Annotated in this window: 15 protein-coding genes; 14 read left to right on the top strand and 1 reads right to left on the bottom strand. The window is 43.2% G+C overall.

Annotated elements, in window-relative coordinates; translation table 11 throughout:
* Positions 1–22: 22 nt before the first annotated feature.
* The 9 genes from LU297_RS09025 to LU297_RS09065 all read left to right on the top strand — a co-directional run bounded on the left by LU297_RS09025 (position 23) and on the right by LU297_RS09065 (position 7,943).
* The gene (locus LU297_RS09025) at positions 23–901 is read left to right on the top strand and encodes an RDD family protein (RefSeq protein ID WP_263076185.1); all 879 of its coding nucleotides are present in this window, start codon (positions 23–25) and stop codon (positions 899–901) included.
* Positions 902–905: 4 nt separating this feature from the next.
* Positions 906–1,619, top strand: a complete 714-nt coding sequence (ung, locus tag LU297_RS09030) for a uracil-DNA glycosylase (RefSeq protein ID WP_263076186.1) — start codon at positions 906–908, stop codon at positions 1,617–1,619.
* A 6-nt stretch (positions 1,620–1,625) separates the two neighbouring features.
* A complete protein-coding gene (gene tadA, locus LU297_RS09035; protein ID WP_263076187.1) occupies positions 1,626–2,192 on the top strand; it encodes a tRNA adenosine(34) deaminase TadA in 567 nt (188 codons plus the stop codon).
* A 48-nt stretch (positions 2,193–2,240) separates the two neighbouring features.
* On the top strand, positions 2,241–2,966 hold the full coding sequence (gene cmk / locus LU297_RS09040; protein WP_263076188.1) for a (d)CMP kinase: 726 nt from the start codon (positions 2,241–2,243) through the stop codon (positions 2,964–2,966).
* Between the two features lie 183 nt (positions 2,967–3,149).
* Positions 3,150–4,829: a 30S ribosomal protein S1 gene (gene rpsA, locus LU297_RS09045; protein WP_263077384.1), complete on the top strand. Its 1,680-nt coding sequence runs from the start codon at positions 3,150–3,152 to the stop codon at positions 4,827–4,829.
* 248 nt (positions 4,830–5,077) lie between these two features.
* Positions 5,078–5,380, top strand: coding sequence for an integration host factor subunit beta (locus LU297_RS09050; RefSeq protein WP_263077385.1), 303 nt, complete (start codon positions 5,078–5,080; stop codon positions 5,378–5,380).
* Between the two features lie 31 nt (positions 5,381–5,411).
* On the top strand, positions 5,412–5,774 hold the full coding sequence (locus LU297_RS09055) for a LapA family protein (RefSeq protein WP_263076189.1): 363 nt from the start codon (positions 5,412–5,414) through the stop codon (positions 5,772–5,774).
* 16 nt (positions 5,775–5,790) lie between these two features.
* Positions 5,791–6,477 (top strand): orotidine-5'-phosphate decarboxylase, encoded by a 687-nt coding sequence (gene pyrF / locus LU297_RS09060; protein WP_263076190.1) that lies wholly within the window; start codon positions 5,791–5,793, stop codon positions 6,475–6,477.
* 227 nt (positions 6,478–6,704) lie between these two features.
* On the top strand, positions 6,705–7,943 hold the full coding sequence (locus tag LU297_RS09065) for an FAD-dependent oxidoreductase (RefSeq protein WP_263076191.1): 1,239 nt from the start codon (positions 6,705–6,707) through the stop codon (positions 7,941–7,943).
* Between the two features lie 14 nt (positions 7,944–7,957).
* Here the strand turns inward: LU297_RS09065 and LU297_RS09070 are convergent, their stop codons facing one another.
* Positions 7,958–8,872 carry a LysO family transporter gene (locus LU297_RS09070; RefSeq protein WP_263076192.1) on the bottom strand — a complete coding sequence of 305 codons (915 nt, stop codon included), beginning with the start codon at positions 8,870–8,872 and terminating at the stop codon, positions 7,958–7,960.
* 421 nt (positions 8,873–9,293) lie between these two features.
* Between LU297_RS09070 and LU297_RS09075 the strand changes: the two genes are divergently transcribed.
* From LU297_RS09075 to rlmKL, 5 genes are all read left to right on the top strand, one after another.
* Positions 9,294–10,466 carry a mechanosensitive ion channel family protein gene (locus LU297_RS09075; protein WP_263076193.1) on the top strand — a complete coding sequence of 391 codons (1,173 nt, stop codon included), beginning with the start codon at positions 9,294–9,296 and terminating at the stop codon, positions 10,464–10,466.
* Positions 10,463–10,930, top strand: coding sequence for a Cys-tRNA(Pro) deacylase (ybaK, locus tag LU297_RS09080; RefSeq protein ID WP_263076194.1), 468 nt, complete (start codon positions 10,463–10,465; stop codon positions 10,928–10,930). The genes LU297_RS09075 and ybaK overlap by 4 nt, the downstream gene beginning before the upstream one ends.
* A 118-nt stretch (positions 10,931–11,048) precedes the next feature.
* Positions 11,049–11,420 (top strand): hypothetical protein, encoded by a 372-nt coding sequence (locus LU297_RS09085; RefSeq protein WP_263076195.1) that lies wholly within the window; start codon positions 11,049–11,051, stop codon positions 11,418–11,420.
* A 113-nt stretch (positions 11,421–11,533) separates the two neighbouring features.
* Complete coding sequence (locus LU297_RS09090; protein WP_263076196.1) at positions 11,534–12,052, top strand: hypothetical protein; 519 nt, start codon at positions 11,534–11,536, stop codon at positions 12,050–12,052.
* A 125-nt stretch (positions 12,053–12,177) separates the two neighbouring features.
* The gene (gene rlmKL, locus LU297_RS09095) at positions 12,178–14,856 is read left to right on the top strand and encodes a bifunctional 23S rRNA (guanine(2069)-N(7))-methyltransferase RlmK/23S rRNA (guanine(2445)-N(2))-methyltransferase RlmL (protein ID WP_263076197.1); all 2,679 of its coding nucleotides are present in this window, start codon (positions 12,178–12,180) and stop codon (positions 14,854–14,856) included.
* Positions 14,857–14,879 lie beyond the last annotated feature (23 nt).

The following is a 14,879-nucleotide window of genomic DNA, read 5'->3' on the forward strand; positions in this document are numbered from 1 at the left end:
TTTTTTTAATGATTGTATTAGAATGCAAATTTATTTAGCAAGAAATGGCGTGCAAGCAGGGCCATACAACTTAGATGAAGTAAACACAATGCTATCAACAGGCGAGGTATTGCTTGATGATTTGGTATGGCATAGCGGTATGAGCCAATGGCAACGCTTGGGCGATTTGACAAATAATCAGCCCTATTACCAGCCAAATAAAGCAGCTGCCACACCATCTACACCAAGGGCATTTGGTGATAATCCAGAATTTCGCCCAGAACCAAAGCGTGTTTCGGTGGCTGAGTTGTATGGCAAAGCACCCACACAAAGCCAGCCTCCTCATGCTGGTTTGGCATCAAAAACTGCCAAGCAGGCTACTCAGGATACTTTGGTTTATGCCACTATTGGTGCTAGATTTTTGGCGGTGGTACTTAATGTGGCGTTGTTTGTATTGGCGTTAATGCCATTTACGCAAGCATTTTGGGCATTAAATCCCGACCCAAAACGACTACAAGCAGGCGATGTGCAGGCATTGATGGCGTATTCTGAGGAATTAGCCAGTCAGATTCCTCCCGATGTGGCGGGACTGACCAGTTTGCTGTTATTGGGCTATTTATTGATACAGCTATTGCTCATCGTGGTGCGTGGTCAATCGTTGGGCAAATTGATTGTTGGCATTCGCACGCTGGACGCAACAACACGCAGTAAGCCATCGTTCATTAAAAAACTGATGCGTGTCTTGGCGTTGTCTGTGATTTATCTGTTGGCGATGGGCATACCATTGCCTGTGAACATTACCTTAGTCTTGCTTGCCATCAATTATTTCATGGCATCAAATCATCCACAAAAACGAGGCTGGCATGATTTGTTATTTGGTACGATTGTGGTAAAAAGCTCATCAATAAAAAATAAAAAATAAACTCATGTATTTTAGCGAACAACAACAAGCCATATTGCAAAAAGTCCAGCTACCAGATGATTGGAAGATGGCGTTGGCACCTGCATTATTGAGTGATGAGATGAATGCGTTGCGTGGATTTTTGCAAGAGCAATACGCACAAGGCAAGGTAATTTTTCCGCCAAAATCGCAGATTTTTCAGGCTTTTTATTTGACACCTTTGTCGCAAGTGAAAGTGGTGATATTAGGGCAAGACCCTTATCATGGTGCAGGACAGGCGATGGGGCTGTCATTTAGCGTGCCAAAAATTATTCCTAAGCCACCAAGTTTGCAAAATATTCTCAAAGAGCTGGCTGGGGATTTGGGCATTGCTGTCAGTGAGCATGGCGATTTGAGCAGCTGGGCAAGGCAGGGTGTTCTGCTGCTTAATGCAACTTTGACGGTTGAGATGGGGCAAGCAGGCAGCCATCAAAGACAGGGCTGGGAGGTGTTTACCGACCGTGTGATTCAGGTGCTAAATGAACAAACCAGCCAGACGGTTTTTATACTTTGGGGCAGTTATGCCAAGCATAAAGGACGGTTTATCGACACCAGTAAGCATTTGGTTTTGACCGCCAATCACCCATCGCCTTTATCGGCAAATCGGGGCGGATTTTTTGGGAGCAGACCTTTTTCGAAGACCAATCAATACCTGATGTCGTGTGGCAAGACACCGATTGATTGGCAGTTGCCACAGTGATTTGCCATGTCTTCTTTTATCAACACATCAAAAAATAACCACTTAAAAAATCCAAGTCAAGTCATCATTAAGCCAGATGATGCGTTTGATGAGAAAGACCATGATTTTATGAATATTGCCCTTGATTTGGCAAGACAAGGGGCAAGGAGTGGCGAAGTGCCTGTTGGGGCGGTATTGGTTTATGACAATCAAATCATCGCACAAGGTTTTAATTGCCCCATTTCAACTTGTGATGCCACCGCTCACGCTGAAATGGTTGCCATTCGTAGGGCGTGTGAAAGTTTGGATAATTATCGTCTAATGGGGGCGACTTTGTATGTAACGCTTGAACCTTGCACAATGTGTTTGGGGGCGATTGTTCATTCAAGAATTAACCGAGTGGTATTTGGGGCAAGTGAGCCAAAGTCTGGGGTTATTATCAGTCAAGAAAAATTAAATGAAAAATCATATTTTAATCATTCATTGTTGGTAGAGGGTGGGTTATTTGCTGAACAGTCCAAAGCACTATTGCAGGCGTTTTTTAAAGAAAGGCGACAATCAAAAAAGAGCATTGGCAAGCAAAATTCGTTATAAACTTATCCTATCATCAAAAATTATTCAAATATTCAAAGGCTTATTAAAATGACCTATCCCATTATCACCATTGATGGTCCAAGTGGTGCAGGTAAAGGTACGATTGCTTATCGGCTTGCCAAGCACTTTGGTTTTAATCTATTAGATAGCGGTGCATTATATCGCATTGTTGGTTTATTGTCTTTTAAACATGGTTTACTAACCGATAAAGTATTTACTCATGAATTCAATAATGATGAACAGCGAGAATTTGAACAAGCGGTTTGTCAATTAACCCAAAATTTAACCCTAGATTTTGTGGTCAATACCAACACCGAGCAAGTTGAAATTTTGGTCAATGGCGTGTTGTTACAAGACGACATTAGAAATGAAACGGTGGGCAAATATGCCTCAAAAGTGGCAACCTTGCCTAGCGTGCGAGTTGCTCTTTTAAAGGTTCAGCAGGATATGGCACTTCGGTCTGGGCTGGTGGCAGATGGGCGAGACATGGGGACGGTGGTGTTTCCAGAGGCAGATGTTAAGATTTTTTTGACCGCCAGTAGCGTTGCCCGTGCCAATCGCCGTGTCAAACAGCTTGACGAGGCTGGCAAGCCTGCTGATTTTGAGGCGATTTTGGCACAAATCAATGCACGAGATGAACAAGACCAAAATCGCACGGTCGCCCCACTAAAACCTGCTGATGATGCGTTGGTGGTAGATAGCTCAGCGTTGTCGGTTGATGAGGTGTTCGAGCAGGTGGTTAAATTCTGCCAACAACAAGGCATTGAAGCATAATCAGATAAAAACTTAAAATTTGTGCTGATTTGTACTATTTTTTATCAAAAAACTTTGTTATAATAAAGCGTTTTATTATATTTTGTGAATGATTGACCGACAAAACCAGCGATGGGCAATCATTGACCTAACCTGAACCGTACTGTGCTGGACAGGCTACGGCTATATTTTTTTAAGGTAAACATAATGGTATCATTTGCTGAACTGTTTGAAGCAAGCCAATCAGAACAAGGTCTTAACATTGAGCGTGGCTCAGTGATTTCTGGTACTGTGGTTGCGATTGACAGCGACTGGATTACAGTAGATACAGGTCTAAAATCTGAAGGCATCGTGGCTCGTGAAGAGTTTTTGAACGAAGCTGGTGAGCTTGAAGTAACAGTAGGCGACAACATTGATGTTGTGGTTGAAGCTGTGGACAACGGCATGGGTCAAACTGTGCTTTCTCGTGAAAAAGCGAAGCGTGAAGAAAGCTGGCGTGCTCTTGAAAAACTACATGAGAATGATGAAATCGTTAAAGGTATCATCTCATCTAAAGTTAAAGGCGGCTTCACCGTTGAAGTTGGTTCAGTGCGTGCGTTCCTACCAGGTTCATTGGTTGATGTGCGTCCAGTGCGTGAAACCACTCATCTAGAAGGCAAAGAGCTAGAATTTAAAGTCATCAAAATTGACAAGCAACGCAATAACATCGTTGTTTCTCGCCGTGCCGTTATGGAAGCTGAAAACTCAGCAGAGCGTGATGAGTTGCTAAGCAAGCTAGAAGAGGGTATGGAAGTAGAAGGTATCGTTAAGAACCTAACCGAATACGGTGCATTCGTTGATTTGGGTGGTATTGACGGTCTACTACACATCACTGACATGGCTTGGAAGCGTATCAAGCACCCATCAGAAGCTGTTGAAGTTGGTCAAGACCTAAAAGTTAAAGTATTGAAGTTTGACCGTGAGCGTAACCGTGTAAGCTTGGGTCTAAAACAACTAGGCACTGACCCGTGGAACGAAGTTGAAAAATCGTATCCAGTAGGTACCATCACCAAAGCTCGTGTTACCAACCTAACTGACTATGGTTGCTTTGCTGAAATCGCAGAAGGCATCGAAGGTTTAGTGCATGTGTCTGAAATGGATCACACCAACAAGAACATTCACCCATCAAAAGTTGTTCAAGTGGGCGACGAAGTGAATGTGATGGTTCTAGAAATCGATGGCGAGCGTCGTCGTATCAGCCTAGGTATCAAACAAACCATGCCAAACCCATGGGAAGAGTTTGACAAGAAACACGAAAAAGGTCAAAAAATCAGCGGTACCATCAAGTCAATCACTGACTTTGGTCTGTTCATTGGTCTAGAAGGCGGCATCGATGGTTTGGTACACCTATCTGACATCTCTTGGACTGAAAGTGGTGAAGAAGCTATCCGTAGTTACAGCAAAGGCGACACCGTAGAAGCTGTTGTTCTTTCTGTAGATGCAGAAGCCAATCGCATCAGCCTAGGCATCAAACAACTAAATTCTGATCCATTTAACGAGTACCTATTGGCAAATGACCGTGGTGCAATCGTTAAAGGCACAGTAAAAGAAGTTGATGCTAAGGGTGCAATCATCACTTTGGCAGAAGAGGTAGAAGGCTATCTGCGTGCATCAGACATCTCTCGTGAGCGTGTAGAAGATGCATCAAAAGTATTGAATGCTGGCGATGAAGTTGAAGCGAAAATTGTTAGCGTAGATCGTAAGTCTCGCAACATCACTTTGTCTGTTAAGGCAAAAGATGAAGCAGATGAGCGTCAAGCCATCAAAGAGCTTTCAAACTCAGCAGCTGTTGAAGCACAGCCAAAAACTTTGGGCGACATCTTTGGCGAGCAACTAAAAGGCTAAGCCAAACCCCAAAAAATCAAAAAGAGTGGCAGGATTTCTTGCCACTCTTTTGTTATATCTAAATCATCATTTTTTTTGAGTTTTTATGATGGGTTTAATCAAATTCTGTTTAAATTTTTAACAAAAAATATATTCACTTTTTTTATATTTTCGGCTATATTATCGCTTTATGATGAAATCATTTGTTTGATATGGCATTGACTTTTGTCATAAAAAAACCAAATTTTTAGAAGAGATGTATGCAAGCAATGCAAGCAATAATTAACAAATCTGATTTGATTGAAAATTTGGCGGCTGATAGTGACAATCTGGACGAACACACGGTTGATGAGGCAGTTCGTTTGATTTTAGCGATGATGATTGATGAATTATCATACGATGGGCGTGTTGAAATTCGTGGTTTTGGCAGTTTTTGCCTACATCATCGAGAGGCTCGCCAAGCTCGAAATCCACGCACGGGCGAGGCGGTGACGGTCGAGGCGAAGGCAGTGCCATTTTTTAAACCTGGTAAGGCGTTGCGTGAATCTGTAAACGCAATGAATGACGAATAATAATCTAATTTTTTTCAATTTTGAGTGATTTATGCATATTTTACTAATTGTTCTCTTGGTTGTGGTTTTTGCCTACTCCATCACTTTGGTGCTGTTAAACAATAGCGAAGTAGCGGTCAATTTATTATTTGCAAATCTGGTGCCGATGAATTTGGGATTGGTATTGGTGGCAAGCATCTTTTTGGGCGTATTGATTGGTATATTGCTTGCACTACTGATGTTTAGAGTGTTGCAAAATAAGTGGGAAATCAGTCGTCTAAAAAAAGAAGTGCGTACTGTTCAGGCTCAATTAACTGAGGCGAACATCAAATTGGCACAGATGACCGAAAAGCAAGCAGAGCCAACCGTTGTATCAGAAGAACCAACCACGCTCATCAATCAACAAAACCCATGATTTTTAGGAGTTTGTCGTGAGTACACCCATCATTGTCGCTGTTGATAAGCACACCTTAGATGATGCTTTGGCATTGGCAGACCGTCTTGACCCATCACTTTGTCGTCTAAAAGTGGGCAAGGAGTTGTTCACCAGTTGTGGCAATCAGGTCATTAAAGCATTTCATCAGCGTGGTTTTGAGGTGTTTTTGGATTTAAAATTTCATGACATTCCTAATACGACAGCACAAGCAGTCTTATCAGCAGCGGATATGGGTGTTTGGATGACCAACATTCACGCCAGCGTCGGCACAGAAGCGATGCGATTGTGCCAAGAGCGACTGGTTTCAGGTGGTTATCAGACATTATTGATTGCGGTGACGGTATTGACTTCAATGACTGATGCCAATTTGTTGGAGCTTGGTATTGGTCGCAGTGTTTCTGAGCAGGTGATGCATCTGGCGGGGTTGACGCATCAGTCAGGTTTGCATGGTGTGGTATGTTCAGCACAAGAAGCAAGTATGCTTAAAGCGGCATTTGGAACGCAGTTTAAACTGGTTACGCCAGGTATTCGTTTGCCTGATGATGTCAATGATGACCAAAAGCGAATTTGCACACCAAAAGATGCGTTATCTCATGGTTCGGATTATTTGGTGATTGGTCGTTCCATCACGACCGCAGCTGACCCTAATGAGAAATTAAAACTGATTTTATCACAAATTTAATCAGCATCACGCCCATCATTCGATGGGCTTTTTTATGCCAATGATTTGATTGTGATAGGTTTTTAAACATTGATTTTGTGTGTTTTAGTCACAAAATCCGATAAAACAAACCATGATTGGTAAGCAGGCAACCAAATCATTGGTGCTTGGTGTATAAAAAGGAGTTGTCGCACCATTGATGGCAATTTGTGATAAAATACCCATGATATTTCATTGATGATAAGACTATGCAACAAATTCACCATTATGATATTGCCATCATTGGGGCTGGGGCGGTTGGTATGGCGTGTGCCATCGCTTTGGCACAAAGACAGTATAGAGTGCTACTCTTAGACCAGCAATCTAAACCTGACAGACAGGGTATGATAGATAGGCTATCTGTGCGTGATGCTCGTGTGTATGCAATGAATTTGCCAAGTATTGAGCTTTTGACACAGATTGGTGTTTGGCAAAAAGTGGTACGAAAGGCAGATTACACCCAAATGCAAGTATGGGCAAAAGACGGCAAGGGGGAGCTGCTGTTTGCCGAAGATAATTTGTTGCCCAAAACCCTAGGCTCAATGATTGAGCCATCGGTGCTGGACATGGCATTATGGGAGCGAGCGGTCGAACCAGAAGTGGCTCAATATCTCACATTGGTATATGAAGCAAAACTTGCAGCACAAGGCATCGATGTAGGCAAGGAGGTGTCTTTTTTGTATCATGCCTTAGGCGAGACACATCGAGTGGCGTGTCGCCTGCTTATCGGGGCAGATGGTCGGCAGTCGCAAGTTCGTCAAATGATGGGTATTCAGGTGAATCGATTGGACTATCATCAAAAAGCCATCTGCTGTGCCATTAAGACAACTTGCCCTCATCAGCATACCGCTCGTCAAATTATGCTACCAACTGGTACGCTGGCCATGTTACCGATGGCGGATTTGACACAGGCTGATAAAGCATGTTGGCATTCTATCGTGTGGACCTTGCCTACCGTGATGGCAGATGAGTATCTGGCATTGAGCGAGGTGCAATTGATGCAGCAACTTGCCATCGCCATGAATGATGAATTGGGAGAAATTAGCCAAATTGAGTCCATTGCCAGTTTTGCTTTATCTGCTCAAATGGCACAGGCGTATACTGTCAATCAGATGGTGTTGATTGGCGATGCGGCACATGGTGTGCACCCATTGGCAGGACAGGGGTTGAATCTAGGTTTCTTTGATGTGCTGGCATTGCTTGATGAGCTCGATAAGGTGGCAAAGCGTGGCGTGCCATTACATCAGCAGGCATTGAATGCTTATCAAAGAGCTTGCATGGCACATCATGGTGTGATGATGCACAGTTTTTCGATGATTAACTTTGCTTTTACTGCTCAATTTGCCCAAAGTGGCTTACTACCATGGGTTCGAAGCGAGATGATGGACTGGCTGTCAAAACAAAAGCCCATCGTGCGTTTTTTGAATCACAAAGCCAACGCCAGATAAAAGATGAGCAAAATTTAGCCTAATGAGCTAAAAAATACCATCAAAATGGGCGAAATCACATTGGTAATAAAACCAAAACTAATCACCACAGGCATTATCTGTGTTCCGCCAGCATTGATGATGGTTGGTAGGGTAAAGTCCAAACTGGTGACGCCGCCCAAGCCGATGGCAGATGATGCCGAATATCGCATCACGACAGGAATAAAAATCAGGGCAATGATTTCACGACCTAAGTCATTAAGCAGGGCAACACTCCCCCAAATGGCTCCATAGTTGTCCGTCATGATGGAGCCAGATAACGAATACCAGCCAAAACCTGATGCCAATGCCAAGCCTTTAAATAACGAAACTTCACCAAAAATACTGGCAAAAATCACACCAGCAAATAAGGTGCTTAGGATAAAGATGATGCTGATTTGCAGTCCTTGCTTGTTCAAAATCGCTTGACGCAAGCTAACACCCGAACCTTTAAGAGAAATACCGACCAGCAGTAACAATGCCATCAGTAATGCAGTGGTACTGCCATTGGGTGGTAGTAGATGGGTGGGTAGAATTTTTGCTAGGATAAATCCGCCTGCCAAACAACCAAGCTGAGCCAGACTGCCTGTCAGACTGGGTTGATGTTGAGGGTTGGTGCGTGCTGTTTGTTGCTGTTGGCGGCGATGGGTGATTTTATCAAATGCGATGAGTGATATTGAGCCGAGCCCAATGGTCAGCAACAACAAGACACCGACATATTGGACGATGTTGCTTAGTTCTTTGGTGAAATTCTTTTCCAGACCAAGTTCAATGCCGATAATGATGAGTAGGGCAAAAACGATATAGCCAAGCAGGCGTTCGCTGAGAGCGACTACCTTGTGGTGACTGGGTAGGGCAAAGCCAACAAACATTGGGCTTAATATTAAAAATAAAGTCATCAATCCTTGCATCGTCAAATCCCTCCCAATCCAAAAATTTGGATTATATCACTTTGCAGACGCAAACTCAAACCAGCCCAAACTGGCAAGATGACCATATTGATAAACAATTCGGTAGTGGTCTAAAAAGTATGTCAAACTAGGTTTTGTGTTTGCCCTGAGCCTGTCTTTGGGTGAGAAAACCGTTAGGTCTCTCAAGCTTACCACGAACGGTTTTCTTATTAGCATACTTTTGAACCATAGCTAAAAATTTATTTTTTTATATTTTTAATAAAAATTTTAAAAACATGATGATGGTGATGAAGATTGAACATTGCCCTTGAAGTTTTTTTTGACAAAATGACCAGAAATTTTGGTCATGATGATTGGTGTTGTTGATATAATTTGCTAAAATAGCTGCATTCATGATTCAGACAGGTTGAATGACAGCAAGATGAATGCTCATAGCGTGATTGATTTTTTCAGGAAGATTTTTGATGAACTGCACCAAAATATTTATTGGCTTTTGGGGGGTTCGCTGGACGACCAAACGCTAAATTGGGCAAAATTGGGGTTGTCAATACTGGCAACAGGTACCAAAATCATCATTTTGCTATTGCTCATTGGTTTTGTATATTGGGTGCTGGTTTATCTGACCAAAGCCATCAAAAAGACTTTCGGACTGTCGCACCGCTATACAAGACTGCTAAGAGCCACTTTGCGTTATCTATGGTTTGTCAGTAGCTTACTTGCCATCATGTCACAAATTGGCGTATCGCCAAACACCATTCAGGCAACCGCCAAAGCAACCACTTGGGCAGGATTTTATTATATATTGTGGGTGTTTTCTGGGCAGATGGTGAGTGGTGTTTTAAAGCATTACGACCTAAATGCATCGATTGAGCAGTTGCTAAAAAACCTGCTATTGGTGCTGATTTTGGTGATGGCATTGGCAACGGTACTTGCCAAGTTTGGTTTTGACATCGTCTCTATCGTGGCAGGTTTGGGTATTGCAGGTTTGGCGGTTGGTTGGGCATCGCAAAGCACACTTGCCAATTTCATCGCTGGTATTGTGATTTTGATTGAGCAATCTTTTCAGGTGGGAGATTGGATTCGCCTTGATGATAAAGAGGGGCGTGTGGTCAAGATTTCATTGCGAGCCACGCAGATTCTTGACCGTGATAATATCATCATCATTATTCCAAATTCTGCGGTGGCGTCATCGCAAGTAGTCAATCTAACCTCCAAAAAGATGATTCGTTTTGACATCAGAACACGCATTGGGCTAGATGCGGACATGACCGCTGCTAGAAGTGTGATTATCAAGACGCTCCAAAAAGATGAGGTGGTGCTAAAACACCCTGCACCGATTGCAACAGTGGCAGATATTGGCGATTTTGGTGTGCAGATTATTGTGCGATTTTGGGTTGCTCCATTGTCGGTGGCGAGAATTCCTGTCATCAAAGAAAATCTGACTGAGAAAATCAAGCGAAGTCTTGAAGAGGCGGGCATTCCTGTGCCATATCCACACATGAAGTTGTTGTTTGATGAAACAGCAGTCCAAGATGAGTCAATCACTCGATTGGTTGCTCAAAATCAGTCTAATCATATCAAGGAAAAAGTATGACGCCTGCGGTTAATTTATTGACAAAAAACCATCTTGCATTTAGCCTGCATCAATACGAACATGACCCTAACAACACCAATTTTGGACAAGAGGCGGTGGATAAACTAGGGTTGTCTGGACATGAAGTTTTTAAGACATTATTGGTGACCGATGGCAAGCAATATTTTGTGGCGGTGTTACCTGTGGTGCATCAGCTTAATCTTGGCAAGATGGCAAAGGCAGTTGGGGTCAAAAAATTGCAGATGGCAGCCATTGATGATGCTCAGCGTCTGACGGGCTATTTGGTTGGCGGCATCAGTCCGCTTGGGCAAAAGAAACGACTGAGCACCATCATTGCCAAGCAGGCCTTTGAGCTTGAAAAAATGTACATCAGTGGCGGCAAAAGAGGGCTTGATATTGGTATTACCCCCAATGATTTGCTGTCGATTTTGTCAGCAAAGACGGCAGACATCATTGATGAGTGATGTTATTTGGGCGTAACAAATTGTTATTTTTCGTGAATGATTGTACACAGATATTGATTTTTCAGATGAATAAATTTAATATTTAGCACCATTTTGCTTGTTATTATTGGAAATTTTTATGAAAAAGTTGTTTGGTGTGATGATTGGTGCGTTGGTATTGACAGGCTGTGCAGGTACAGGTGCTGGTGATGAGCTCAATGCCGCCAATATTGGCATGAATATTTTTAAGGGCGTGGTGGACACCAAATGTCGCAGCGAACTTAATCAGCAATCCGTCTATCAAGTGGCGACCGTGATTTTGAGTGAGACTCAAAAAAATAATCTAGAAAACAAAATTTGTGGCTGTGTCAGCGACAAAGCTCCTGAATCAGTAACTTTAACCGAGATTGCTCAGGCTGCCATCGACCCATCAGCACGCACACAAGTTGTAGCATCTGCGGTTGGCAAGACGCTGAACGCCTGCGTGAGTGACTTTATCTCTGGCAAATAGTTGCGTGCATTTTTGCAGATTTATGTTATACTGTGCCGTTTAGAATAATAACTTTGCTTGGTGTGATTACTATCATCTGACTTGGTGCAGACTGGTTAATCAACAAGGATTTTATGTTTAGATTGGGAGAATTGTTGATGTATCAAACATGGATTTTGCAAAAACATTACCCATCGGTCATTTTGTTGGCTTCGGCGGTTTTTGGCTTAACTGCTTGCAAAGGCGATGAACCACCAAGCACAAGCCCAAAAGTAGAAATAACACCAGTGACTGTGCCACAGTCGCAAGAAGCTACACCTGTTGTCACATCGGTCAGAGATGTGCCAGAAATTTGTCCACGCTTAATCCAAAAAAAGGTGGACAAAACCCAGACTGTCCGACACGAAAGCATTAAAGGCAATCATTGCGACTATTTTATTTACCCTAAGATTGGTGACTATGTGTCGGTCAGTGTGTCAGATGACCGCATGAAACCTGTTTTGGCGATTCCTTATCCATTTGATTTTGCCAATGGCTCTTATCAAGTGATTCAAAATGGTCGCCATGTGATTCGAGTGGAGTATGATGCGTTTGGCACTAAGCCTAATCTGATGAACTACACCATCGAAGTTGATGTTCGTCCCACGCCATAGTGGTCGATTGATACTGATTATGACAAGTGATTTTATCCAGTCAAGAAATGGGCTGGATTTTTTTGTGCTTTTTCTTTGGTCTTAATTCATGCTATAATGAGGGGTTTTAATTGATGGCTTTTGGCATGACTGATTTGATGACACATTCTTTATTGATTACCTGTGCAGATGGGCTAGAACAGGCTTTATTGACTGAGCTTGATGGTTTTGGTATCGCTGGCACGCAGGTGCGAGCAGGGCGAGTGGTGGTGTCGGTTTCTTTGGCACAGTTTTATCAGATTTGTCTATACAGTCGTGTGGCAAGTCGTGTTGTATTGCCATTGGGCGATTATTATTTTAAGAAAAAACAGGTGACCGAGCAGGGCATTACCAAAGAAGTCATCGCTGATGATGTCGCTAATGTGCTGTATGAGTTCGCCAGTCGTATTGACTGGACGGCTGTATTTGGTGTAGAGCATACTTTTGCGGTGCGTGTTAGCGTGGATAAGCGAGTGTCGGTCAATCAGCAGTTTGCAACCATGCGTGTCAAAGATGCCATCGCTGACTGTTTTAATCGTCAATTTGGTAGCCGTCCTGATGTCGATGCCAAAAATCCTAATTTTGCCATTTTTGTGCAAGTTGGCGTGGATTGTGCCGAGATTGGACTGGATTTGTCTGGCACAAGTTTGCACCGCCGTGGCTATCGTGTTGCCAATACCGAAGCTCCCCTAAAAGAAAATTTGGCGGCTGCTTTGTTGTATGAGGCAGGCTGGCATTTGGGTCATTTTGATGCACTTATCGACCCAATGTGTGGTTCTGGTACTTTTGTCATTGAAGCACTATTGATGCGTGTTAATTATCCTGTTGGTCTGGATAAAAGCACCAATCAGTTTGGTTTTTACCATTGGCAACATCATGATGATGAGCTTTGGCAGGCGTGTGTGGCTCGTGCAACGACAGATTTTCATGACAATCTAGCAAACTTTGAAGCAAAACCCATCAGTATCATTGCAACCGATGCCAATGCTCATGCCATCTACGCCACTCACAAAAACTTACTGGCGGCAGGATTGGCGACACTCACGCCCGTCATTCGTCTGGAACAAAGAGCGATGAGTGGGCTTGATGAACTGCTTGCAACTATCAAGGCCAGCAATCCACTCATCATCAGCAATCCTCCTTATGGTGAACGCTTGGGCGATGATGATGTGATTAAACCATTGTATCAGGGCTTGGGACGCAAAGTCGCGGACGGTCTGCGACAAGCTGGTATTGAGGATGGTTATTTGGCGATTTTGGCAAGTCACATTGAGCATGCTGATGTACTGCCCATTGTCAATCCGCAAACTTTGCGTTGCCATAACGGTGCACTGACGGTGTATTTTCGACATGGCAGACCAAACACTGCCAGTTTGCCAAGTTTGATTGAGCGATTTGAGCGTAAAGAAGTGGTTCATGATGAGGCTCAGGAATTTGTCAATCGCCTACAAAAAAATCTTGCCAATCTTAAAAAAATTGCCAAAAAACAAGGCGTAACCAATCTGCGTGTGTATGATGCTGATTTGCCCAATTATAATGTGGCGGTGGATATTTATGGCGAGCATGTGCATGTTCAAGAGTATGCACCCCCAAAAAGCATCGATGCACAAGTCGCCAAACATCGTTTTAATAATGCGTTGGCGGTGATTCGTCAGGTGCTTGATGTCAATCGAGAACAGGTCTTCATCAAAACCCGTGCTAAGCAATCAGGTAATGAGCAGTACACCAAAATCGACCATAAAAAACGCAAAAAATTGTGGCTGGCACAAGAGAATGGGGCGTATTTTTATGTCAATTTTACTGACTATTTGGATACAGGCTTATTCATCGACCATCGCACGATGCGTGGCTTGGTGGGGCAAGCCAGTCGTGGCAAAAGAGTGCTAAACCTATTTTCTTATACCTGTACTGCCAGCGTCCATGCGGCTTTGCATGGTGCAAAAACCGTGACCAGCGTGGATTTGTCTGCCAACTATTTGGACTGGGGGCGACAAAACTTCTCCCTAAATGGGCTGGTGCTGGATGCCATGTATGACCACGACCTTAAATATCAGTTCATCGCTGCCGATGTGTTTGAGTGGATTAAGGATAACACCGAGCAGTTTGATGTGATTTTTATTGACCCGCCAACTTTTTCTAATTCCAAAAAGTTTAAAGGGACTTTTGATGTGCAGCGAGACCATGCAGCACTCATCAATCGTGCCATGAATCGCCTTAGCCATGATGGGGTGCTGTATTTTAGCAATAACTTTACCAAATTTGAATTGGACGAACACCTAAAAACACGCTATGAAGTGCTGGAAATGACCCAAAAAACCATTGGGTTTGACTTTGATGACAAAAAGCCCATTCATCAAAGTTACCAAATTCGCCACAAAAACAGCACCAAATCATCAGCATCGCCTGATGGTACTGCTGCCAATAATCAGCGTGCTGATGATAAGGTGGTTGGGTCATCGACTGATTTGGTAAAATCATCGAAATTTGCCTCCAAAAAAGCACCATCACAGCAAGCAAGACAAGAAAAGGGTTTTGCCAAAAAACATCACGGCACAGCATCGGGCAATCATCGTCAATTTGCCAAACATCCATCAACACGCACCAATAAAAAGGCTGATTTTGACAAACCTGCTGGCAATAATCAAATCAGCAAGCCAAGCATTAAGCGAGTGTATGTCAATCCAAAATTGGCTGGGGCAGATGAGATGGCAAAACGACTTGACCAAAAACTGCATGAACAATCAAGCCAAACCCCAAGAAAATATAAGGTAAAAACAACATCATGAGTACCAATCCATCATATGATAGC

Origin of the sequence: Moraxella nasicaprae, from assembly GCF_025643275.1 — a bacterium.
In the GTDB taxonomy this organism is placed as follows: Bacteria; Pseudomonadota; Gammaproteobacteria; order Pseudomonadales; family Moraxellaceae; genus Moraxella; species Moraxella nasicaprae.

What these genes read in the sequence shown, in the direction of transcription:
- tadA (WP_263076187.1), top strand. Translation starts at nt 1,626, where the DNA reads ATGTCTTCTTTTATCAACACATCAAAAAATAACCACTTAAAAAATCCA.
- ung (WP_263076186.1), top strand. Translation starts at nt 906, where the DNA reads ATGTATTTTAGCGAACAACAACAAGCCATATTGCAAAAAGTCCAGCTA.
- LU297_RS09050 (WP_263077385.1), top strand. Translation starts at nt 5,078, where the DNA reads ATGCAAGCAATAATTAACAAATCTGATTTGATTGAAAATTTGGCGGCT.
- LU297_RS09090 (WP_263076196.1), top strand. Translation starts at nt 11,534, where the DNA reads ATGTTTAGATTGGGAGAATTGTTGATGTATCAAACATGGATTTTGCAA.
- LU297_RS09085 (WP_263076195.1), top strand. Translation starts at nt 11,049, where the DNA reads ATGAAAAAGTTGTTTGGTGTGATGATTGGTGCGTTGGTATTGACAGGC.
- rlmKL (WP_263076197.1), top strand. Translation starts at nt 12,178, where the DNA reads ATGACTGATTTGATGACACATTCTTTATTGATTACCTGTGCAGATGGG.
- LU297_RS09055 (WP_263076189.1), top strand. Translation starts at nt 5,412, where the DNA reads ATGCATATTTTACTAATTGTTCTCTTGGTTGTGGTTTTTGCCTACTCC.
- ybaK (WP_263076194.1), top strand. Translation starts at nt 10,463, where the DNA reads ATGACGCCTGCGGTTAATTTATTGACAAAAAACCATCTTGCATTTAGC.
- cmk (WP_263076188.1), top strand. Translation starts at nt 2,241, where the DNA reads ATGACCTATCCCATTATCACCATTGATGGTCCAAGTGGTGCAGGTAAA.
- LU297_RS09075 (WP_263076193.1), top strand. Translation starts at nt 9,294, where the DNA reads ATGAATGCTCATAGCGTGATTGATTTTTTCAGGAAGATTTTTGATGAA.
- LU297_RS09025 (WP_263076185.1), top strand. Translation starts at nt 23, where the DNA reads ATGCAAATTTATTTAGCAAGAAATGGCGTGCAAGCAGGGCCATACAAC.
- LU297_RS09070 (WP_263076192.1), bottom strand. Translation starts at nt 8,872, where the DNA reads ATGCAAGGATTGATGACTTTATTTTTAATATTAAGCCCAATGTTTGTT.
- LU297_RS09065 (WP_263076191.1), top strand. Translation starts at nt 6,705, where the DNA reads ATGCAACAAATTCACCATTATGATATTGCCATCATTGGGGCTGGGGCG.